Origin of the sequence: Methanococcoides seepicolus (assembly GCF_023684405.1) — an archaeon.
Taxonomy (GTDB): domain Archaea; phylum Halobacteriota; class Methanosarcinia; order Methanosarcinales; family Methanosarcinaceae; genus Methanococcoides; species Methanococcoides seepicolus.
In genome coordinates this window covers 19,257-41,435 of record NZ_JAGSOI010000018.1, presented here as the reverse complement: position 1 = coordinate 41,435, position 22,179 = coordinate 19,257, and the positions used below count along the sequence as shown (strand labels likewise).

General features: G+C 41.9%; 26 protein-coding genes and 2 pseudogenes. 20 read left to right on the top strand and 8 right to left on the bottom strand.

The window, feature by feature from the left end; translation table 11 throughout:
• Positions 1-221 precede the first annotated feature (221 nt).
• From KDK67_RS06195 to KDK67_RS06185, 3 genes are all read left to right on the top strand, one after another.
• Positions 222-1,100: a rhomboid family intramembrane serine protease gene (locus KDK67_RS06195; protein ID WP_250867942.1), complete on the top strand. Its 879-nt coding sequence runs from the start codon at positions 222-224 to the stop codon at positions 1,098-1,100.
• A complete protein-coding gene (locus KDK67_RS06190) occupies positions 1,097-1,519 on the top strand; it encodes a hypothetical protein (protein WP_250867941.1) in 423 nt (140 codons plus the stop codon). Before KDK67_RS06195 ends, KDK67_RS06190 begins: the two co-directional genes overlap by 4 nt.
• Positions 1,520-1,724: 205 nt before the next feature.
• Positions 1,725-2,276: a TIGR00288 family NYN domain-containing protein gene (locus KDK67_RS06185; protein ID WP_250867940.1), complete on the top strand. Its 552-nt coding sequence runs from the start codon at positions 1,725-1,727 to the stop codon at positions 2,274-2,276.
• Between the two features lie 79 nt (positions 2,277-2,355).
• Here KDK67_RS06185 and KDK67_RS06180 read toward each other — a convergent pair whose 3' ends face one another.
• The 7 genes from KDK67_RS06180 to KDK67_RS06150 form a co-directional block, all read right to left on the bottom strand.
• The gene (locus tag KDK67_RS06180; RefSeq protein ID WP_250867939.1) at positions 2,356-3,525 is read right to left on the bottom strand and encodes a homocitrate synthase family protein; all 1,170 of its coding nucleotides are present in this window, start codon (positions 3,523-3,525) and stop codon (positions 2,356-2,358) included.
• A gap of 72 nt (positions 3,526-3,597) precedes the next feature.
• Positions 3,598-4,434: an NAD(+)/NADH kinase gene (locus tag KDK67_RS06175; RefSeq protein WP_250867938.1), complete on the bottom strand. Its 837-nt coding sequence runs from the start codon at positions 4,432-4,434 to the stop codon at positions 3,598-3,600.
• 4 nt (positions 4,435-4,438) lie between these two features.
• Positions 4,439-5,239: a bifunctional fructose-bisphosphatase/inositol-phosphate phosphatase gene (locus KDK67_RS06170; RefSeq protein ID WP_250867937.1), complete on the bottom strand. Its 801-nt coding sequence runs from the start codon at positions 5,237-5,239 to the stop codon at positions 4,439-4,441.
• Between the two features lie 21 nt (positions 5,240-5,260).
• Positions 5,261-6,268 (bottom strand): type II glyceraldehyde-3-phosphate dehydrogenase, encoded by a 1,008-nt coding sequence (locus tag KDK67_RS06165; protein ID WP_250867936.1) that lies wholly within the window; start codon positions 6,266-6,268, stop codon positions 5,261-5,263.
• Between the two features lie 142 nt (positions 6,269-6,410).
• Positions 6,411-6,599, bottom strand: a complete 189-nt coding sequence (locus KDK67_RS06160; protein WP_250867935.1) for a CooT family nickel-binding protein — start codon at positions 6,597-6,599, stop codon at positions 6,411-6,413.
• Between the two features lie 129 nt (positions 6,600-6,728).
• On the bottom strand, positions 6,729-7,604 hold the full coding sequence (locus KDK67_RS06155) for a damage-control phosphatase ARMT1 family protein (protein ID WP_250867934.1): 876 nt from the start codon (positions 7,602-7,604) through the stop codon (positions 6,729-6,731).
• Positions 7,605-7,956: 352 nt separating this feature from the next.
• On the bottom strand, positions 7,957-8,367 hold the full coding sequence (locus tag KDK67_RS06150) for a helix-turn-helix domain-containing protein (RefSeq protein WP_250867933.1): 411 nt from the start codon (positions 8,365-8,367) through the stop codon (positions 7,957-7,959).
• 163 nt (positions 8,368-8,530) lie between these two features.
• Here KDK67_RS06150 and KDK67_RS06145 point away from each other — a divergent pair, with 163 nt between their 5' ends.
• The 12 genes and pseudogenes from KDK67_RS06145 (at position 8,531) to KDK67_RS06090 (ending at position 17,708) form a co-directional block, all read left to right on the top strand.
• On the top strand, positions 8,531-9,184 hold the full coding sequence (locus KDK67_RS06145; RefSeq protein WP_250867932.1) for a methyltransferase cognate corrinoid protein: 654 nt from the start codon (positions 8,531-8,533) through the stop codon (positions 9,182-9,184).
• Between the two features lie 15 nt (positions 9,185-9,199).
• A pseudogene (locus KDK67_RS06140) lies at positions 9,200-10,576 on the top strand (monomethylamine:corrinoid methyltransferase).
• Between the two features lie 252 nt (positions 10,577-10,828).
• On the top strand, positions 10,829-12,199 hold the full coding sequence (locus KDK67_RS06135) for an APC family permease (protein ID WP_250867315.1): 1,371 nt from the start codon (positions 10,829-10,831) through the stop codon (positions 12,197-12,199).
• 13 nt (positions 12,200-12,212) lie between these two features.
• A complete protein-coding gene (locus KDK67_RS06130; RefSeq protein WP_250867314.1) occupies positions 12,213-12,476 on the top strand; it encodes a monomethylamine transporter in 264 nt (87 codons plus the stop codon).
• Positions 12,477-12,489: 13 nt separating this feature from the next.
• A complete protein-coding gene (locus KDK67_RS06125) occupies positions 12,490-12,738 on the top strand; it encodes an AcrB/AcrD/AcrF family protein (protein WP_250867313.1) in 249 nt (82 codons plus the stop codon).
• Positions 12,739-12,824: 86 nt separating this feature from the next.
• Complete coding sequence (locus tag KDK67_RS06120) at positions 12,825-13,298, top strand: class II SORL domain-containing protein (protein WP_250867312.1); 474 nt, start codon at positions 12,825-12,827, stop codon at positions 13,296-13,298.
• Between the two features lie 120 nt (positions 13,299-13,418).
• A complete protein-coding gene (locus tag KDK67_RS06115; protein WP_250867311.1) occupies positions 13,419-13,823 on the top strand; it encodes a response regulator in 405 nt (134 codons plus the stop codon).
• Positions 13,824-13,920: 97 nt separating this feature from the next.
• On the top strand, positions 13,921-14,445 hold the full coding sequence (locus KDK67_RS06110; RefSeq protein ID WP_250867310.1) for a VIT1/CCC1 transporter family protein: 525 nt from the start codon (positions 13,921-13,923) through the stop codon (positions 14,443-14,445).
• A gap of 72 nt (positions 14,446-14,517) precedes the next feature.
• The gene (locus tag KDK67_RS06105; protein ID WP_250867309.1) at positions 14,518-14,958 is read left to right on the top strand and encodes a universal stress protein; all 441 of its coding nucleotides are present in this window, start codon (positions 14,518-14,520) and stop codon (positions 14,956-14,958) included.
• 44 nt (positions 14,959-15,002) lie between these two features.
• Positions 15,003-15,947 (top strand): calcium/sodium antiporter, encoded by a 945-nt coding sequence (locus KDK67_RS06100; protein ID WP_250867308.1) that lies wholly within the window; start codon positions 15,003-15,005, stop codon positions 15,945-15,947.
• A 106-nt stretch (positions 15,948-16,053) separates the two neighbouring features.
• Positions 16,054-16,332: an ACT domain-containing protein gene (locus KDK67_RS06095; RefSeq protein ID WP_250867307.1), complete on the top strand. Its 279-nt coding sequence runs from the start codon at positions 16,054-16,056 to the stop codon at positions 16,330-16,332.
• A gap of 14 nt (positions 16,333-16,346) precedes the next feature.
• On the top strand, positions 16,347-17,708 hold the full coding sequence (locus KDK67_RS06090) for a PFL family protein (protein ID WP_250867306.1): 1,362 nt from the start codon (positions 16,347-16,349) through the stop codon (positions 17,706-17,708).
• A gap of 21 nt (positions 17,709-17,729) precedes the next feature.
• Here the strand turns inward: KDK67_RS06090 and KDK67_RS06085 are convergent, their stop codons facing one another.
• The gene (locus tag KDK67_RS06085; RefSeq protein WP_250867305.1) at positions 17,730-18,251 is read right to left on the bottom strand and encodes a shikimate kinase; all 522 of its coding nucleotides are present in this window, start codon (positions 18,249-18,251) and stop codon (positions 17,730-17,732) included.
• A gap of 196 nt (positions 18,252-18,447) precedes the next feature.
• On the opposite strand from KDK67_RS06085, the gene KDK67_RS06080 reads away from it, so the two are divergent.
• The 5 genes and pseudogenes from KDK67_RS06080 to KDK67_RS06060 all read left to right on the top strand — a co-directional run.
• The gene (locus tag KDK67_RS06080; RefSeq protein WP_250867304.1) at positions 18,448-18,675 is read left to right on the top strand and encodes a hypothetical protein; all 228 of its coding nucleotides are present in this window, start codon (positions 18,448-18,450) and stop codon (positions 18,673-18,675) included.
• A 170-nt stretch (positions 18,676-18,845) separates the two neighbouring features.
• On the top strand, positions 18,846-19,952 hold the full coding sequence (locus KDK67_RS06075) for an MFS transporter (protein WP_250867303.1): 1,107 nt from the start codon (positions 18,846-18,848) through the stop codon (positions 19,950-19,952).
• Positions 19,953-20,103: 151 nt separating this feature from the next.
• Positions 20,104-21,291 carry a PAS domain S-box protein gene (locus tag KDK67_RS06070; protein WP_250867302.1) on the top strand — a complete coding sequence of 396 codons (1,188 nt, stop codon included), beginning with the start codon at positions 20,104-20,106 and terminating at the stop codon, positions 21,289-21,291.
• Positions 21,282-21,746: pseudogene (locus KDK67_RS06065) on the top strand (DUF835 domain-containing protein). The gene KDK67_RS06070 and the pseudogene KDK67_RS06065 overlap by 10 nt, the downstream one beginning before the upstream one ends.
• Before the next feature lie 61 nt (positions 21,747-21,807).
• The coding region (locus tag KDK67_RS06060; RefSeq protein WP_250867931.1) for a hypothetical protein at positions 21,808-22,179 on the top strand (372 nt) is incomplete at its 3' end.

The window sequence follows — 22,179 nt, the reverse complement described above, 5'->3', positions numbered from 1 at the left end:
ATATCAATTGCTGGTGCTTACTGAGTTACAAAATAAGGTTGAAGGTAGTAATTTGTTTGGTAGTTTTTTTTAAGGAAGGTGTTATCAAACTAGAATGGGGGGAATTATGAGCTAATTTGAAATTCTCAGAAGTATAATTAAACAATTATTGGAAATCATTTTATCAGATAGCAGATATTAACTTAATGAATACACTCCAATATAGTGTTTGGGAGGATAGCTTGGATAATAAATGCTGGATATGTGGTAAACAGGAACCTATGATGTATACCTGCCGCTTTTGCGGAAATCAATATTGCTCCGATCACCGGCTGCCTGAAAGGCATGCTTGTACAGGACTTGACAGGGAGAATGGACAATATAAGGGATATTCGGATAATAATTACCGCGGTGACCATAGAAGCTCAGGCCAAACATCCAATACTAACATGGATGAACTCGTGAAGAACATGATGAAAGAAGCGGCAAAGACCGCAGCAAAAGGAGCTGCATCACACGCTGCCCGCAAAACACGTTCATCGATAAAGACAAGTCCCTCAATGGCTATTATCTTCATTTGCATAATTTCATTCTTCCTGGAAGCCATACCGGGCTACGCAGCGGCGTTCCAGTTAATTCCGGGCCTGATGCTCTCAAGACCATGGACACTTATCACACACATGTTCCTACATGCCAGTTTCGGACATCTGTTCTTCAATATGCTTGTTTTGTTCTTCTTTGGTAGGGAACTTGAAAAACGCATCGGAAAGGACCTTTTCCTCTATGTTTACTTTATCTCAGGAATAGTTGCAGCACTTGGATATTCGATAACCAGCACAGCCGGTTACCCGATCGTAGGAGCTAGCGGCGCGATCATGGGAGTCTTTGCAGCACTTACCGTACTAGCACCTGAGATGGAAGTATACGTATATTTCATTCCGATGAAAATAAAATACGCACTCGTACTGTTCGTACTTCTTGACTTTATGTTGTTGAATGCAAACGATATGGTAGCCCACACAGCCCACCTTAGTGGAGTCCTGGTAGGAGTTTTCATGGGTTACAGGCTCAAAAAAACGATTGAACAGCGCAATCGGAATTACTACAGTTTTCGAAGGTGATCTGTCTGAATGATAAAAGGTCCCGTCTTGCAAATTACCGCCCTCGACCTGAAACCGGGGAAGAGATACCGATCCAGTTCATAGAGATGGAAGAAAAGATCGCAGGATGGGCACCTGAACTGAAAAGGACTATATATCTGGACAAGGCATCAGAATATGATCCTGAAAATTTCAAACGGGTCAGAGAAGTATTCCTCCTTAAGGTGTATAATTGGTTCCTTGATGGGATCAGTGTTATTGAACTAAAACCTGAGGAGAGGATACAATTTGAAGATATCCTGAATGACCATCTCCTTTACGGCGGAGAGGTTCGTTACACACGGAAAAAACAGGGTAAGAAAATACATAATTGTTTTTTGCTTGCAGAGGCCCCGATAACGGTCCGTGCTAAAAGGATCGCTATGGCAGATATCCTTTAAAAGTGAGCAGAAACAATATATATAGTATACATTCATTTCTTCATTAGGAAGTGACTCAGGGGAGTTGACCATAGAATTATTGAATTGGATTACATAGAATTATTAAGAATGCATCTATTAGATTAGTATTTATATATTTGAAGAAAGAATATAATTAATTGAATGTGTAGTCATATCATTATTCTAAGAAAAGGCCGAGGGAAACATGCAGAACGTTAAAACCGGATTTAACTCCATTGTAAAATATCTTAGTACAAAGAAGGAAACCGGCAGAAGGAGTATTGGTCTTTTGGTCGATGGTCCGAATGTATTACGCAAGGAATTCAACGTCAACCTTGAAGAGATACGTGACGTACTAAAAGAATACGGCAACGTGAAGATCGGGAGAGTATTCCTGAACCAGTATGCATCAGACAAACTTGTAGAAGCCATTGAGAATAATGGATTCGAACCCATCATCTGCTCCAGTGATGTCGATGTGCGTCTCGCAGTAGAAGGAATGGAGCTTGTCTACAATCCAACAATCGATACAATCGCGCTTGTCACAAGGGATGCTGATTTTAAACCTCTTCTGAACAAAGCCAATGAGCATGGAAAAGAGACCATATTATTTGGGGTAGAACCCGGATTCTCAACAGCACTTAGAAATTCAGCAGATTATGTAGTCATACTTGAGAACAACCAGATGAACTATAATGAAGAAGAAGTAGCTGAAAAAAAAAGAATACAAAAAGCTTCTTTAAACGTTCATAAATAAGCTGAGAATTCTGCATGATAACATGCAGATCTCGTTTTATATCAATATTATTTAAGATAGTAAGATCCTTGCCTGAACATTAATGTGAACGCACATTGCGGATCATTTCTTCGAGCCTTTCTCTCGAAAGACCTTTTTTGACCTCAGTACAGTTCTTTACCTTGGATATCAATGCGCATAGCTCGTCTTGGTCAAGCTCATAGCCAAGGTCATTTACAATGCCTTTCAAAGCTTTTTTGCCAGTATGCTTGCCAACAATGAGGTTACGCTTCCCACCGACCATTTCAGGAGAGAAAAGCTCATATGTCCTTGGCTCTTCAAGAATTGCCATTACATGGATACCAGATTCATGCGTGAACGCATGCTTTCCAACAACTGCTTTATTGACAGCTGTGGGAAGACCTGAATATTTTTCAAGTTTCCTGGAAATACTGTTCAATTTGGTCGTATCATACGTTTCAATACCATGCTGCACCCTCAATGCCACCAGCAGTTCCTCAAGAGATGCATTACCTGCACGCTCGCCGATGCCATTAATAGTTGTATGCAATTGCTTTGCACCAGCCTCAGCAGCAACCAACGTATTTGCGGTAGCCATCCCAAGATCATTGTGACAGTGGATACATATAGGCGTATTAACGACCTTCTTGACCTCACTAACAAGGTAGTGTGTTGTAGCAGGGCTCAATATACCAATGGTATCAGCAATGCTCACATAGTCCACATGATAATCTTCTGCTGCCAGAAAGGCTCTCTTGAGGGTCTCAATGTTCGTCCTTGTGGCATCCTCAGCGGCAAACCTTACCTTGAGACCGTGGTCCTTTGCATGTTCGATGGCACCCATCGCGCAACTGAAAACATCAGCACAGCTTTTGTGGTATTTGAACTTTAAATGAAGATCTGACATAGCAATGAAAATGCTGACAATATCAACATCACAATCGATAGCTGCATCGACATCATTTATGACAGAGCGTGCAAGGCAGCAGATGTTGGCATCAAGACCCAAATTGCTGATCTCCTTGACGATATCTTTCTCCGAAGTCGAGACTACCGGAAAACCAGCTTCAATGACCTCAACGCCGATAGAATCAAGTTCAAGGGCAAGGTCTATCTTTTCATCTCTTGTAAAAGCAACACCAGGGGTTTGTTCGCCATCCCTTAATGTAACATCACATATCTCGATATCAAGAGGACTCTGATCAATGAAGTTCATTAGTTCATTTTTAGAATAATCAGTATTTGCCATAATATTGATTCCCGTTCGAGTGTTTGAAAGGACACTATATAAATACGTAGGTTTTGTCTCCAATATATACAATTATCTAAGCTTGTTCTGTACCCTTTCATAGAATCCACTGGCAGATATCTCCACAAATCTGGCAGGCATGTCTGACATTGTCAATGTTACCACATCATTTTTCTGAATTGTGTGCGTATACTGCCCATCGACAACAAGTGCAGCTTTCTTCTCCGGTACGATCATCTCTACTTTGATAATACTGCTTGCAGAAACAACCCAGGGCCTTGCTGATAATTTAAATGGTGCAAGCGGGACGATCAATGTTGCATTCACTGCAGGATCAATCAGAGGACCACCTGCGCTCATAGCATAAGCAGTGGAGCCGGTAGGAGTTGCGATAACAACACCATCTGCACGCATCTCTTCTGCTTTTTGATCATCTATGGTTATTCTGAAAGTCAGTATCTTTGCAGGCCTTGCGGTCGTTAGCACAACCTCATTGGTCGCAGCAGGAATGGCTTCCCCATTAAGATCAATAGCCAACCTGGAACGTTCGGAATATTTGAAACCTTCAAGGACTTCCTCAATGGTACTTATCGCTTCGGACGGATTGACCTCCACAAGAAAACCCACCGTACCCATATTAATTCCAAGTATCGGAAGAGGGTCCTCCATACGGGCAATATTTCGAAGAACAGTACCATCTCCGCCAACGGAGATAAGTAACTCAACACCATTTTGCCTCATCAGCTCAACAGGTATTATCTCCACGCCTTCAAGCTTTAAAGGGAGGGCTGTATTGGGAGATAATGCTATTTCCACTTTTGACCTGAAAGTATCAACGATCCTACTGACCATCTCAAGTGCATCCGTGTGGTCACATCTTGACACGATCCCGATCTTCCTGATGGTCATTTGTTCACCTCTTCACAAGATTTAATATGTCTGAATGAGCACATCCGTTCGATGCTATCATATATACAGGGTTTATCACACTATCTTTCAATTTGAGAGCATTTCCATCCCCATCAGTGACGATACCACCCGATTCTTCTATTATCAACTTACCAGCTGCAACATCAACAAGACGAAGAGAACCACGGACATCCACAAAAGCATCCAGTCTTCCGGATGCCACATAGCACAATTCCAGTGAAACGCTGCCAAATATCCGGATCCTCCGAACCTTCTTGCACAGATATAGCGTCCTCTCCACATTTTTGCGATAACCATAGAGGCTTACACAGAACTCGTTTAATGAAGAACATTTAGAATGGTAGATCCTTTTATCATTGAAATATGCACCCTTCCCGGATTCCGCATAGAACGTATCTCCGTTCGCAAGATTTCTCACATATCCGAAATAGGTGGAAGATAGGTCCGGCTCGCCGATAGCAATGGAAATGCCATAAACTGGGATATCGTGGGCAACATTGTACGTTCCGTCAAGCGGGTCCAGTATTATGGTGAACTCCGGATCATCACCGAACACAACCTCACCCAGCTCTTCGCTCAATAAACGGATCGAACGACCATCAGCCTTTAAAATTTCAATGATCGCTTTCTCAGAAACATCATCTATCAGTTTAGTATCGGTTCCATCAGCCCCGACATATACAGTCCTGAATGCTTCTTCAGTGCCCACAAGATCGGAAATTGCATTTGATGCAGACTCCGCAAGAAGATCACAGAATTCCAGCATTTGTTGAGATACCGACATGGTCAAAAGAAAATTAGGGTATTAGATGCCCATTGTTTTATTTGTTATCTCTATGGACCTTGACGCATCGGATTCGAGTTCCATCATTGCACGAATGGCATCGACATTCTCAGGAATTACATCTGATTCCTGGTGGATGGCCTGGAAGAAATAAAGTTCTCCCTCATACATCGTTATGGATTCATTCCAGATGCAGTTCTCCCACATGTCGCCCCTTGGCCTGCCAAGGTCCTTTGCGAGCTCCATTATCTCTGCTGTGGATGTGATACCCTGCCCTACGAACCTTACGCGACTCTGTTCTGCAAGAATGCTCTCAACATCTTCGGCAGTGCATTCCTTTTCAAGTTCAAGGTTGACAGTATGCAGGTGCATAAGTGTTGTAGGGAGTTTTACAGCAGTAGTTGCAATGTCGATGTTCGGAATGACCGTCTTTACATCAGGACCATGGTGGGATGGAAGCTTGATGGGGTTTGGAACGATCGCATTGATAGGACCGGTCTTAATATCTCCCGGATCAGCAGCCCTTCTAAGAAGGGTCACGCGTGCTTTTTTGATTCCAAATTCCTTATCGAGTGGTGATAAGACACGGCAAAGACCGGTGGTATTACAAGAAACTACCCTGACAAAGTCCTTTCCAAGAGCTTCATCATAGTTGGTCTCGGCATTGAATGAACAACCTGTAAGTGTGTGGGCTTCACCACCCTGCCAAATGGCCTTGATGCCTGCCTTCTCATAAAGGTCCTTGTTAGTAGCACCGACCTTTCCTGGAGTACAGTCAACTACGACATCTGCTGCTTCGATCATTTCCTCAACCGTGCCGGAAACCTCGATGCCTTCCATTTCCATAGCTCCTACCCTGTCTGCGAGGGTATAGACATTGAAACCTTTATCCTTTGCCATTACGGTCTCAAAGTTAGGACGGGTCTTTGCAACACCGATGATCTCCATATCATCCTGAAGTGCTACAGCATCTGCCACTCTTTTCCCTATAGTTCCATATCCGTTTATTGCAACTTTAACCTTTGTCATTTAATGCACCTTCCATCCTGGATTTGACAAATAAGTATTGTATAAAATATTGTAATGATAAACATCTGTAATGCTGAATCACGATCACATAATGGCAGGAAGTAATCCTGTAGACCACTTGTGATAGGTATGTCCTGTTAATTCAGTTTCCAATAATTATAGTTTCCCCTTTTGAGAAGTCGATCTCTTTTATAGTACCAAAGATTATCGTCTTTTCCCCGAATATACCAGTCAGTTCGATGGAATCTCCATCGACCAACATTTTTGTGACGGACTCCATCACCAGTTCCTTTTCATCGCCTTTTATTACGATCACATTAAGTTCGCACATATATACACCTGTTTTTATGGCATTCTGTTTTATGAAATACCCTTTAGGGGAATTCTATCCAAACCAAACTTGCCCTAAATACTTTTACTATGTTCTTATAATAGATAACTACTTTCACATCAATTTAGCTCATCTGACAAGCTGAGCTACGGAATAACCCATTTCAAGCCCCATGTCCTCGGCAACCGCTTCACATTTTGTACGGAGGAGGTATGCTATAGGACCAAATGACCTTTCGGACATTGTTTCATAGTTAGCCATTCCTTTGCTTATGATAAGACTTGCATCCTCAAGGGCTTCAATGAACTCCGGTGGTGCTTCATCAAAACTTACACCTACTGCATTACAACCGGTGGTCAGGACCCGGTCGACTTTCTTATCAAGCTCGTATTTTCTTACATCATCCATGGTCACATCTGTAAGCATAGGAGCACCCCTTACTACGAGAGTGATCTTACCGCCGACCTTTCGGATAATATCTAAGACCAGTGTATCGAGGATTATCTCCCCGCAGTTGTCTACGACATAGACGACATTATCAAGCAGATCGAACATCTCAGGAGTATCATCCACATCAAGTCCTTTACGGAATATATCTGCAAAGGTCCTGTCAAAGACATCCTCCCCCACATCGAATCCCATTATACCGAAATCGAAGAAATTGCCTATTACGGATGCAAGCACTGCCCTTCTGAACATCTCCAGGTCAGAAGGCTCGCCTTCATGAACAAGAGAATGAGCATAAGGATAGACCTTTTCAGCTATCTCATTGCTTAATATCTTAAGATCGAGATAAGGATCATCATCATTGAGCACTTCATATGCTTTCCTGTGGATAGCTGTCGAGACCACACCTGCCGGAACACCAGGGACGTAAGTATCTTTAAGAACATCGATACCCGCAAGCATTGTCTTGTGAATAAGTTTATCATCGTTTGTGGAAAGTTTTGCTTCGTAGTGAACTCTCGAAAGAAGGCAATATGTACATCTAGCATCCATTTTCATTGTTTTGATCCTTCTAATTATAGTGAACATATGGCCATTGGGACTGACCAGAGATCAGATTGTCATACCAAACAGACGCACCATAAATAAATTTAACGAAATGTGCCCTAGGTGCCCCAACTTTAGTAGATAAAACACATTTATTCGATAAATTATATCCAAAGCATTAGTAAATAATGTCTAAAAATTTGTTGAAAATTCACCTTAAAGGAAAATAAAAATGAGGAAGAATAGAGAGGTTTGCCTTTTCCGCCATCTAGTAGATAAGCATTTCGAATAATAAAGTTATTACCTTGCATTAAGTACGCAAAATGACCGGAAATATGCATTTCGAACCAAACTAAATAGCCTTTTAATCCAGTCCCTTCATAATAACTCTTACTTGTTTTAGAGAATATTCGACACCAAATTTATCTTTGATCAACTCTCTGACACGTGCAGTCGTCCAGTTCCCTTGCATCCTTAGATAGAACTTTAGATCACTCTTCTGATCATCGGTCAACTTGGAAGGACGACCGCCTGCATAACGCGGTAACAGACCGGAATAACCATCACGATTCCACCGTTTTTGCCATACGTATGCAACCCTTTTGGTCACCCCGACCTTCCTTGCAGCTTCTTCGACAGAATCACCATTATACCTGTACCGGACAAAATATAGTCGATCAAGTATTTTAATAAGGATCTCGATATACCTAATTCTTTTATTTAGTTCTTCGTAAGTCAACTTTTTTTGAATAGGATACATTTCGGTTTTTACCATGGCAGCCGTTAATGATTTAAAAGTATAAATAGTTAAGTTCTATTTTGCAAATGTTTATATACGAGTATCATCAAGGAATATTTGCAATTAAGCAGGACAAACGACCGGTCGCGTTGAAACAATACGAGCGGGCTGCAAGATTGATATAATAAAGGTGATGAAAATGGGAAATCAAGAAATTTTTGACAAGCTCAAAAACGCAATAGTGAATCAAGATATCAACGGCTGCCCTGTAATAACACAGGAAGCTCTTGATGCAGGAATTACTGCTTTCGACATTATCAACGAAGCACTTGCACCAGGAATGAAGATCGTAGGCGACAACTTCGAAGCAGCAACTATCTACCTTCCACAGATCATGATGTCTGCAAAGGCAATGAAGGCTGCAATGGAGATCCTTGAGCCAATTCTCGCAGAAGAGAAAGGCGAAGATGAGGGTGTAGGCATGGCAGTAACTTTCGTACAGGAAGGAGATATTCACGATATCGGTCACCGCCTTGTTACAACAATGCTCGGTGCAAACGGCTTTGAGATCCTTGACCTTGGAACAGATATTCCAAACGAGGATGTAGTAGAAGCAATTGCAAAGAACAAGGGTAAGAAAATGCTCCTTGTCGGTTCCGCACTTATGACAACCTCAATGCTTGGCCAGAAAGATGTAGTAAGGTTACTCGAAGAAGAGAACCTCAGAGATTCCGTTAAGATCATGTTCGGTGGCGCACCAGTCACAGATGCATGGATCGATGAATGCGGTGCAGACGGCACAGCCGAAAATGCAGCAGAAGCAGCAAGAGTAGCACTTGAACTTATGGCATGAGCAGGAGAGATCAAAATGACATTTACAAAATCAGTTACCTGCTTTGACTTCTACGACCGAGCACAGAAAGGAGAGAAATGTACCCAGGATGACTGGGATCTGATGACCATTCCAATGAAGTCAATGGAACTCAAGCAGAAATACAACCTTGACTTTGGCACCGAGAGCGTTCCAACTGACAAGGACCAGATGGAGAGACTCTTCAAGGCAGGTTTCGAAATGCTCCTTGACTGTGGTATCTACTGCACAGACACAAAGAGGATCGTCAAATACACAGAGGACGAGATCTGGGACGCTATCAACAACCCAATGCCAGCATTCCAGCTCGGTACCGGCAGAGATTCAGTACAGATGAAGAAGAGGACAGTAGGCGACAAGAGAAAGCCTATAGTACAGGGCGGTCCAACCGGCTCACCTATCTCAGAAGATATGTTCATGCCAATACACATGAGCTATGCACTCGAGAAGGAAGTCGACACGATCGTTAACGGTGTCATGATGACAATCCGTGGTAAGCCACCTATACCAGGCAGCCCATACGAGATCCTCGCAGCAAAGTCCGAGACAAGGCTCATCAAGAACGCAGCAGCAATGGCTGGCAGACCTGGTATGGCTGTTTAGGGACCTGAGACTTCCCTGTCCGCTCAGGGAAATATCGCTTCCGACTGTGTCGGTGGCCAGGTAACAAGTGACAGCCATGAAGTATCACAGCTCAACGAGCTTAAGATCGACCTCGATGCGATCGCAGTTATCGCACACTACAAGGGTAACAGCGACATCATCATGGATGAACAGATGCCTATCTTCGGCGGATACGCTGGCGGTATTGAGGAAACAACCATTGTAGACATTGCAACCAGCCTTAACTCCATGGTAATGAGCAGTGCAAGCTGGCACCTTGATGGTCCTGTCCACATCAGATGGGGATCCACCAACACCAGAGAAACCCTCCAGATCGCTGGATGGGCATGTGCAACCCTCAGTGAATTCACAGACCTTATGACCGGTAACCAGTACTATCCATGTGCAGGTCCATGTACCGAAATGTGCCTCCTCGAAGCAGCAGCACAGTCAGTAAATGACACAGCATCCGGCCGTGAGATCCTCTCAGGTGTCGCAGCAGCAAAGGGTGTCATCACTGACAAGACAACCGGTATGGAAGCAAGGATGATGGGAGAAGTCGCACGTGCAACAGCAGGTATGGACATCGACTCCGTGAACGCTGTGATCAACAACATCGTCAGCTCCTACGAAGGCAACTACGCAAATGCTCCTGAAGGTAAGAGATTCCAGGACTGTTATGACGTTGCAACCGTTACACCAACAGACGAGTATGTCAAGGTCTACGAGGGTGCAAGAAGGAAACTCGAAGACTTCGGTCTTACATTCTAACCCTGAAATTCGCAATGACGTTTTTACCAGCGAGAGATCGCTGGTTTTTTTTTATAACGCCATTTGTCATTATTTAAATAGACAAATAAACATCAAAATAAAAAGTCAAACAAGATGCTAAGGGGGCATTCAAAATGGATATGTGGACTTTAATAAACGGGGTAATTTACCTCATATGTTTTGCCTTGATCGGCTGGATGTTGTTGGACGCAAGCAAAGTATCCAACAAGTAATGCTACAGGAGGAGAACAAATGTCAGAAAATTCAAATGGAGTCGAACTGGTAAAGACACTGCGTCCATATCATGTATGGGCACTTGGTGTCGGTATCGTGTTGGTCGGCGAATACATGGGTTGGAACTTCACAGTTGCAAAAGGTGGTATACTCGGTTCACTCTTTGCACTACTGGTTGCAGGTACTATGTATGTAATGGTTTCACTGTGTGCCAGTGAACTAGGTTCATCCACGAAACTTGCCGGTGGACCATACGATTGGGCACGACTATTCGTCGGACCCGGTGCGGCGGCCATTGTAGGTCTTGCTGTTTATATGGAATATATTGCCCTGGAAGCTGCGGACGCTATTGTTGTAGCATCCATTGCACAATCGATCTTCCCGGAAATACAAACATTCCCGGTAACTTTGCTTGTTATCGCGGCCTTGACATTTATGAACTATCGTGGAGTTGTAGCAGCACTGAATCTTAACTTTGCTCTTACATTCACAGCATTGATAGCAATTATAGCATTCTTCTTTATGAATATTGGTGGAATTGGCGGAACATGGCATCCGGAATACCTTATTTCAGGAGCTATACCTAACGGATTTATCGGAGTTTTCGCCGCATTGCAGTTTGGACCATGGTTCTACCTTGGTATCGAAGGAGCAGCAATGTGTGCTGAGGAATGTAAACACCCAACAAGAGCTATTCCTCTTGGACAGCAGGCAGGTATGATCACCCTTCTTCTCGGAGCAGGTATGACATTCTATGTCTGTGCAGGACTCATTCCAACCGCAGAACTCGGTGTTTCAGTATATCCACTCTTTGAAGCAGCAAACCAGAGCGGTGTTAAATTCCTGGTTGCATTCCTTGCAGTAGGTACTCTATTCACCTGTCTTGCAAGTGCCAACGGTACTGTCTGTGATTCATCAAGGTCCTGGTTTGCTCTGTCAAGAGATCATTTCCTGACCAACTGGTTCGCTGCAGTACACACAAAATACAGCACACCATACAGGGCAGTCATTTTCACAATGCCAATTGCTGTTGCCTTTGCATACAGTGGTTTCCTGGACCAGGTCATTACTTTCTCCATCACATCAGGTCTGGTATGCTACGTGATGATCCCATTCTCCCTGATACGCTTCAGGAAGATGTTCCCGGAACACACACAAAAAGTACGTCCATTTGTCGGACCTCTGCAACCTTATCTGGCATATTTCACAATATTCCTGGCGATCGTGATCATGTCTACACTTAACTGGGGATACAGTTACAACCTGATCTTCGGACTTTTGTTCTACATAATAGCCTACTTCTACTTCTCATGGAGATATAGGAGCATAGACGCAAAACACGACTGGGGAGAAGACCTTGGATGGCCTGAACCTGCACACAGGAAATAATGGAGGAAGATAAATGGTAAATGAAACAAAATATCACAACGACCTCAAAAAAGATGCAGGCATTATTGTTCTTGTATTAGGACTATTGTTCTTCTCAGAAACATTTGTCTTTTACACAGTAATGTCAACTCTATGGGATGCAGTGCCTGAAGTTCGTACACTCTTTCCGGTTTACCTCTTGTTCCTGTTGCTTCTGCTCGGGATCGAGACCATCGGATGTATCAGAGTGTACAACTCCATCAAAGAACACATGTACGACTTTAAGTATTACGAGTGAAGGGGGGAAAGACATGGCAAGCGAAATGAAGACAGAAAGAAGCATGTTCATGACGATATTCGATATCCTGTTCATATTCATACTGGCAGGTATCTGTATCGTAGTCCCGGTGATCATTCAGGGAACGGTCCTTGTGGGCTGGGAAGGAACAGGAACCATGCAATTCGTCTGGGATCCAGTACAGTATTTTGGATTGCTGGCAGTGATCCTTGTATTCTTCGGTGTGGTACTCTACCACTCAGTCAAGAATTACAGGTTCTGAACATGTGAGAACTGTTGCCAGCATTTTTGCTGGCAACCTATATATTTTCAAATATCGTATAAAATAATGAAGTAATGGGTGATCTTATGAGTGAACAAGTAATCAACCGACTTAAAGACCCGGAAAACATCACAGAAACAGAACAGAAACATGTACCTGTTATCGAAGCTGATGAAGTGATGACCGCAAAAGGTTCATTCGAAGTTACTGTAAAAGTGGGGGAATTACCACACGTTATGCAGGATGAACACTATATAGAATGGATCGAACTCTCGCTCGGGGATATAAAGATCGGCAGGGTAGAACTATCACCTTCCGATGAGAAAGCTGAAGCAACATTTACTGTTGAACCAACAGAAGAAATTGTGGGTATCCATGCCTATCAGGTATGCAACATTCGTGGTGTAAATGTTTGTGGAAAATGTGGCAGCAAATCTGTTGTAATGAAGTTAGATGCGCTGGCAAGCTGCAACGTTCATGGGTTGTGGGAGTCAAAGAAGGAAGTCACGATCATGTCAAGTCATGAGGGTGAAGGAAAATCATGTGTCTGGCATAAATGATCGTTTAAAGTGTTGATGTATGGGGGTACGTCATAACTACTAAAACCGGAGTTGATACTCCGGATCATTTTCTTTTTTGCAATGAATTTACAATTTACAATCTGTTCAACTGGTGGTAGTATGAAAGAAAAGAGCATCCTGATAGTCGAAGATGAAATGATAGTCGCCATGATGATCAAGTTGAAACTTCTTGAAATGGGATATAAAATAGCAGGACATGCAGTATCAGGGAAGCAAGCATTATTGATGATCAATGAAAATATTCCTGATCTTATTATAATGGATATTTTTATCAAAGGAAACCTTGATGGTATCGAGACAGCATTAGAGATAGAAGATAGATGCTCAGTCCCAATCATTTTCTTAACAGGGGACTCATCCAATGAAACAACTACAAGAGCATCATTTGCAAACCCTGTAGGTTATTTACAGAAACCTTTTATGGATGAAGAATTAGAATATGTAATCGAATCTGCCATGCACAAGCATATTGCCCAGACAAGAGACGCTGCTATTGCAAATTGATCAAAGGATAATGGTTTTAGTAATAGCATAACATTGTTTGTACTATTATAACATTTTTTTACTCGAAAAGGTTCAAATGCTCCACAGGTTATGGAAAATGAAACTTGATCACGAACAGGGAAGATACATCATATTAGGGAGTATAGATGGAATACTGGCGGTGCTTGGTGTCGTCATAGGAACATCACATGTTGTGGATGATCCATCGATCATTATCAATGCTGCTCTTGGTGGTGCCGTTGCCCTTGCACTGACTAACGGTATCGGTTCATATCTTGCTGAAAGTGCGGTCGAGTATGGCAATCTTGCAGAACTGGAAAAACCCCTTCTACGAAGTCTTGAATCCACAACCCTAGAACGTGATACAAAGAAAAAGATATGGAATGATTCCATTACACACGGCGGATCAAGCCTTATTGGCTCCCTTATACCAATAATGCCCTTCGTACTATTTGATACGCTGTCACTTGAGATAGCAATCATACTCAGCATATCTGTTCTTGCAATACTTGGAGTATATTCAGGTAAGCTCGCTAAACAAAGTCTCATAAAACATGCCGTGAGAATGGTAGGACTGGGAATACTGATCGTCCTGGCTGTGACTTCATTAGGTCTTCAATGACAGAACGATGGAAATCGTATCAGTGACAATGGCTTAAATGATCAAAGACATAATATCAAAAGGTGAAAGAACATGGAAGAGATCGCTTATAAGAACATTCTTGTTCCCATTGATGAAAAGCAGCTTTCAAAAAGGGTCATCGATCACGCACTACATGTCGCGGATAAAGAATCAGGCAAGTTGATCATTGTCTATGTGGAAAGGAAAAAAACTCTGCAATGCATCTTTCCAAAAGAACTGGCTGAAAAGATGATGGTGATCGTAAAGGAGAATATCGAAGCCAACATGAACTATGCTCTTGAAAATGCAGACAAAACAGGAGTAGAGGTTGAAAAGATCATACTTGACAATGATGACATTGCCAAGGACCTCATAAGAATAGCCGAAGAAAAGAATGTGAACCTGACAATAATGGGTTCCGAATCTTTGAGGTCCGAACCCCTTGGAAGTATTACCCGATGGCTTATCGCAGCAAATATCGGACCTGTTCTCGTCATCACCGAAGAAGACTGATACACGCATTTTAAATCTAATGGGAAGCTATAGGGGTGAACATTATGCTATCCACCCTATTGCTTTTCCTGTTAAGCCTTGTCCTGATCACCAAAGGTGCGGACTGGTTCATTGAAGCCGCTGTGGCCATCTCCGCCAAAAGCGGCCTTCCAAAGATCATAATCGGAGCCACCATAGTCAGTTTTGCTACGACAGCACCTGAATTTACCGTTTCTGCAATGGCCGCATACCTTGGTCATACCGACCTGACGATCGGGAATGCGGTCGGATCTGCCATCTGCAATATAGGCCTTGCACTTGGAGTGGTAATAGCAGTAAAGGCAATACCTGTGGATGGGCACTCTTTCCTTCATAAAGGTGCTATCATGCTGATAGCAGCGCTCACACTTATAGCACTGACATTGGATAAGACATTAAGTTCTTTCGATGGCATTATCCTACTGACCATATTCGTTGGTTTTCTCTACTATAACTATCGTCTGCAATCCGCAATATTCGATGGGAATGATAAAAAAAGGGAAAAACTGTCTTTAGGCGAAATGCGGTCAGATATCTTCTACTTTTTACTTGGAGCAACACTTGTAGTCATCGGAAGCCGCATACTTGTGGACACAGGCACCGAGATAGCACGCTGGTTTGGTATTCCTGAGATGATAATAGGATTAACTCTTGTAGCACTTGGAACATCTCTCCCTGAGCTTATAACCGCAATTTCTGCAACCCTTAAAGGGCACCAGGACCTTTCCATCGGAAACATCCTCGGTGCAAACACAATGGATATTGCACTCATACTTGGATTCTCCTCACAGATAAGAGATATTCCGATCCTTGACCAATCCCTTATGTATGACTTTCCATTCATGATAGTTATCATGCTCTTGCTTATTATTTTCGGGATCACGAAAAAACGGCTTGACAGATGGGAAGGTGTAGTTATCATGCTGGTCTATTTCGGTTATATTGCAGGTCTTTTCCTGCTCTACAACTAAATATATTTTTGATCAATTCATACAGAAAAGAACTATAATAAATCACATCTTATACGTAACCATTCATTCTAACGAACTATCAAGTCATTGAAAGAAGGATAAAAATATGACCTCAACCCGCTTCATAATCACTGTTATCGGTATCGACAAAATAGGCATTGTTGCCAGCATTACAAAAGTTATGGCAGATTTTAATGTGAATATCGTTGATATCAGCCAGACCATAATGGAAGACCTGTTCACAATGATCATGCTGGCAGGTGTGGATTCCGAGAACTTTGACCTTGCAGCATTCCAAAAAGCAATGGTTGGAAAAGGGGAAGAGCTTGGTGTTGAAGTGCGTGTACAGCATGAAGACGCCTTCCGCTTTATGCACAGGATATAAAACAGGTGATCAAGATGCTTATTCATCCAGAAGAGATACTTGAGACCATCCACATGATCAAAGCTGAGAACTTTGATATAAGGACAGTTACCATGGGAATTAATCTTCGTGATTGCTGTCATAGTGACATCGATGTCCTCAATAAAAATATCTACAACAAGATAACTGGTTATGCAAAGGAACTTGTGAGAACCACAGAGGAAGTTCAGAACCTTTACGGCATCCCCATAACCAACAAACGAATTGCTGTTACCCCTATTGCTATCGTTGCTGAAAGTTGTGACACTGAGGACTATGTTTCCATAGCAAAGACCCTTGACAAAGCTGCTGAAGATGTAGGTATCGATTTCATAGGAGGTTTCAGTGCCCTTGTACATAAAGGGATAACTCCTGGTGATCTGAAGCTTATCAATTCGATCCCGCAAGCTCTTGCCAGTACTAAAAAAGTATGTTCATCCATCAATGTCGCAACTACAAAGGCAGGGATAAACATGGACGCTGTGGCAATGATGGGACATATAGTCAAAAAGACAGCGGAAGCAACTAAAGATGCTGATGGTATCGGATGTGCAAAGCTTGTTATCTTTGCAAACGCACCTGAAGATAATCCCTTCATGGCAGGCGCATTTCATGGTATAGGAGAACCGGATTGTGTCATTAATGTCGGAGTCAGTGGACCAGGTGTCGTAAATTCAACTGTACGCGAACTGAAAGACCCGGACCTTGGTGAGATCTCAGAAGCCATCAAGAAAACCGCTTTTAAGATAACAAGGATGGGAGAGATGGTAGGAAGAGAAGTTTCCCGACGGCTCAATGTCGATTTTGGAGTTCTCGACCTTTCCCTTGCACCTACCCCGGAAATAGGTGATAGTGTTGCGGCCATCCTTGAAGCCATGGGACTCGAGGCCTGCGGAACACATGGAACAACTGCGGCTCTTGCTCTGCTTAACGATGCTGTGAAAAAAGGTGGTTCAATGGCCTCATCCTATGTGGGCGGTTTAAGTGGTGCTTTCATTCCGGTCAGCGAAGATGCAGGAATGATACGTGCGGTCGAATTGGGTGCATTGAGCCTTGACAAGCTAGAAGCCATGACCAGCGTATGTTCCGTGGGACTGGATATGATAGCAATTCCAGGAGACACGTCTGCAGCAACCATTTCAGCAATCATTGCCGATGAAATGGCCATTGGAATGATAAACAAGAAAACGACGGCGGTACGCCTAATACCTGCTCCGGGTAAGAAAGTAGGAGATAGCGTGGAATACGGAGGATTACTTGGAAGAGCACCGGTCATGAAAGTCTCTGAATTCAGTTCAGAAAAGTTTATAGCACGCGGTGGAAGGATACCTGCCCCCATTCAGGCACTAACGAATTGAAATTTGAAACCGGCATATATTTTAGACACTTCCAGAAGTAGAAACGTTATCAGAACATGAAAAAATGATGCGTTCTACAATATCCCCTTTTTTCTCCCCTTTCTTTATTTTTATCCGAACGTCTAAATAACGTTCATATAACTTTTTTCGCTCATGATACAGATCTTTTAGCCCCTTGTCCTTAAAACCAACAAGTCCTCTTTTGGAAGGAGAGATACGCCTGGCGATCTGACTAAAAGACACATCCAGATAAACTATCGTGGAAATTTCCTTTAGATGTTTCATCGCTTTTTCCGAGTAGACTATGCTACCGCCGGTTGCAATAACATAGTTATCCAATGCATGAAGTCCAATAACGATCTGTTCTTCAAGTTCAATGAACTCATCGTCACCGTAAGCATCTATGAATGTTTGCAGGTCCGTACCGATCTTTCCTCGTATTAGATCGTCAATATCTATGAACTTGTGATCAAGTTTTTTTGCAAGCTGTTTTCCAATCGTGGATTTGCCTGCTCCAGACATGCCAATAAGTGTAATGTTCATGCTCTTTCCAGATTCTTTCTATCCTCATTTGTCAACCTGGAATAAATAGTATAGTATGAAATAATCCGAAATAAAGGTGTTAGACGGAAGGAATGGAATAAATATAACTATAAAATTATACACACTCGCAAATAATTAAGTATGTCGGACAAATATATAAGCAATGAATGACCCATAATTATGAGGGAGGGATAATATGAGTAGATCAAAGAAAGATCTGCATACAAATTCAGCTTCAACCGATGAAGAGATACAGAAAACACCGGTCGGTCACGCATTAAGAATGACTGCCGATTTTAGTGTGAAAACTCCTAAAGGTACATTACAGGGGAAAGCCAGAGATTACATCATAAAAGATAGGTCCGGAAAGGTATCTGTAGTTGAAAAGAATACTTTCAATAAAAAATATGAGATCCTCCACTAACGATATCTGGGCTCCAATGAGAAATTAATGTCCAATGCAGACATTCGTTCATACTTCATTCTCACTACTGCAACTGTCCTACTTTATGAACAAGCTCTTTTAAGGAGCATTAAAAGTTATCATATACAGATACAAAGACGTATCTATCTTCCATTATATTATCAGCTATTATGGACAATGACAGGTTCTTGATCTATTCATCAGCTTTAGTTATAATGGGACTTTCAAATGCTGTCATACCTGTTCTACCAGAACTTTCTGCCACTGGACAGATCTACGGAATAAATTCCTCAAGTTTGCTATATTCTTCGTTCTTCCTCGGAGCATTAAGTACTCTGCTTCCATTTGGAATATTAAGTGATAGAACTGACAATCTGAAATTGATCAGTCTTGGTCTCTTGCTATCTTTTATATCAGGGCTGTGGATGATCTTTACGGATAACTTCATGATATTTATATCAGCACGCTTCATTGAAGGAGTTGCATGTGGTGCATTCTTCCCTGCCGCATATTCAAGACTGGCAGGTTGTACAGAAAGAGCACGTTATATGGGGGAATTCAGTTTTCTCATCAATGCCGGACTAGCTGCCGGTGTTGCAGTGACTGGTTATTTGGTTCATACTAATATTAAGAACGGGATAATTCTTTTTTCTATTTTGATATTCTTTACAATGATCTTTGCAATATACCTTTTTATGGTCCCTTCAAGGACCATGGGAAAAATAGAACTTCAAAAGAAAGTAAGTAAAAGAGAACACTCAAAGTCACATATTTTCACCTCAAAGGATACCCGCGGAATATGGATCATCTCGTTCATACTTGCAGGATCAAGCGGCGTTCTTATATCCCTTTATCCCGAATATGGGATCGATACACTCTCAAAGACAGAACTGGGCATATCGATCTCGCTACTCTATGTATCTACAATGATCTCATCCCTTCTGGCATCTTATATGGATACCGGCCATGCAAAGCTCATTAAAAGAGGCATACTGATGGCAACCGTTGGCATAGTAGTTACAATTTATAGCCCGATGTTAGGTTTTTTCATCATTGGCACTGGCACTGGTCTGATGCTTGTAGGACTTCCAATTGCTATCGCTTCCATGAAGGTAGAAAAGGGTATTGCAATGGGTGTCTATAATACCTGTATCTATGCAGGACTTGCACTGATGCCATTGATGGCTGGAGCACTTGCAAAGAGTATAGAGATAAAGACGATTTTTTTCATGACAGCTATTCTTTTCGGCCTAACGATCTTTCTAAGCAAGGATTGACATTATCTTAATATGCAATTATATCTAGTAACATATTTATTTAAGTAATAACAATTTAAAGATGAAATCTCCTTAGGCCAGTATTAAAGAGGGGGAAACAAAGGGATGAAAATCGTATCAGAAATACCTTTACTTTTTAGGAGTCTACCATATGAGTGAATTGCTTCCAAAGATACTTGTTGTCGATGATGAACCATGGAACCTTGAGCTAATGGAAGCATACCTTTCAAGTGATTATGAACTTACAATGGCTACTAATGGTGTTGAAGCCCTTGAAAAAGTAAAGGATTTTGAGCCTGACGTGATCCTTCTCGATGTCCTAATGTCGAAAATGGACGGCTACCGAACCTGTGAGATCCTCAAGAAAGATGACAGCACGAAATTCATCCCTGTAGTTCTTGTTACAGCATTATCTGAAAAAGAAGACAAGATAAAAGGTATTGAATCAGGAGCCGATGAGTTCCTTTCCAAACCTGTTGATATGCTGGAACTGAAGACAAGGGTACATTCTTTGTTGAAGCTGAAACAACAACAGGATATGGTACGCAAAGAAAGGGATACTGCCCAGAAATATCTCGATGTTGCAGGTGTCATGATACTAATAATCGACAAGGATCAGAATATTGTCGAGATCAACAAAAAGGGGAAAACGATACTCGAATGTTCCGATGAGGAACTGATCGGTATAAACTATTTTGATAATTTTATCCCTGTGGAAGACAGAGAGTTCATAAAAAAACGCTTTAACGACTTTCAAGGTGAGGTGGAAACAGAAGAATGTTCTGTGTTCGAAATGAGCATTATTGCAAAGTCAGGGCAGAAGAAAGTGCTTTCATGGAATGCTATCAAACTGAAGGATAAGGACGGGAACAAAGCGGAAATTCTCTGTTCAGGAGAGGATATAACCGCTCGTAAGATCGTGGAAGAGGAGCTTAAAAAAGCTAATGAACACCTTAATCTGCTTACCAGGATCTCACCAATTGCAACAATTGTACTTGACAGCGAACAAAACATCGTTACGGCTAATGAGAAAGCTACAAAACTTCTTGGGTATGCCAATGATGAGATTATCGATAATTCGATATCCACAATAACTTGCAATAATGAATTGTTCGAATTTGCTGATCAGGATAACCTTATTGTAGGACTATCTAAAAAAGATGGGAACTGTATCGATCTTAACATAGCAACCTCTGTCATAATGGAGAACGAGAATAAGAAAGGACTTGTTGTCACACTTCAGGATATTTCCGAACTAAGCGGACTTTTGATTGCTCCTTCTATCGAAGAGAATAGAGAAATAAAAGATACTCCAAAACTTGAAGCAAGTTGTACCTAATACAGGATAGTGGCGATCTGAATACTTCTTATGAAATATTCGCCACCATGGTCAAGCAAGGAAGACCTGGACTTTGCATAACAAGAGAAAATCCTGCAAAGATAAGGAGCAAGTACAATATTACAAAAACGCCCATTGTCTGGCTTACGAAGGCCAAAGGATCAGAATGTCCTTCGGTAGATCCTGCAGAATAGTTCAAACTTCATCCTACAATAGATAATTTTATCAAAAAGGTAGATGACGGCATTGTACTGATAGATAGCCTTGAGTATCTCATACTTGAAAATGATCTCAGGTCAGTTATTAAGTTCATGGAACAGACCAATGACTCGATAATGGCATCTGATTCCAGATTGATCCTTCAGATCGATCCTTTAATTTTCGATACAAAGGACCACCATCTTTTGAAGAGGTGGATGAGATCGCTTACAGAGGAAGACAATTATAATGTGTGAGTGAAGAGAGATGGAAATTAAGTTATCATACGTTATCGATCTGCAACGGATTATGATAAATATGAGTAGTCATAGCTTGGCATGGAAAAATGCTGTTGTGGCTTTCACAGACAATGATATTTGGTTCCCTTCAGGTGCCGGTTGGAACATGATCCCTTACAAATCGATCGAAACTGTGGACCGTGAACTATCTCCTTCCGTAAGAAATAATGTACGAGCAGATACAGGATATAGTGCAGAGATAGCTATCGATTATAAGAAGAATTTAATCTTTGGTTCTTCCCATATCAACTATTCAATGATATTTGCAGGGAATCCTGAAGATATAGAATATATAAGAACTCATTTGCTTGAAAGGATCGGTTTCAGAGCAAATACGGATTTTGACGGATTGAAGGAAGAAGAAACAAGACTTTTAAGTCTTCTTACAAGA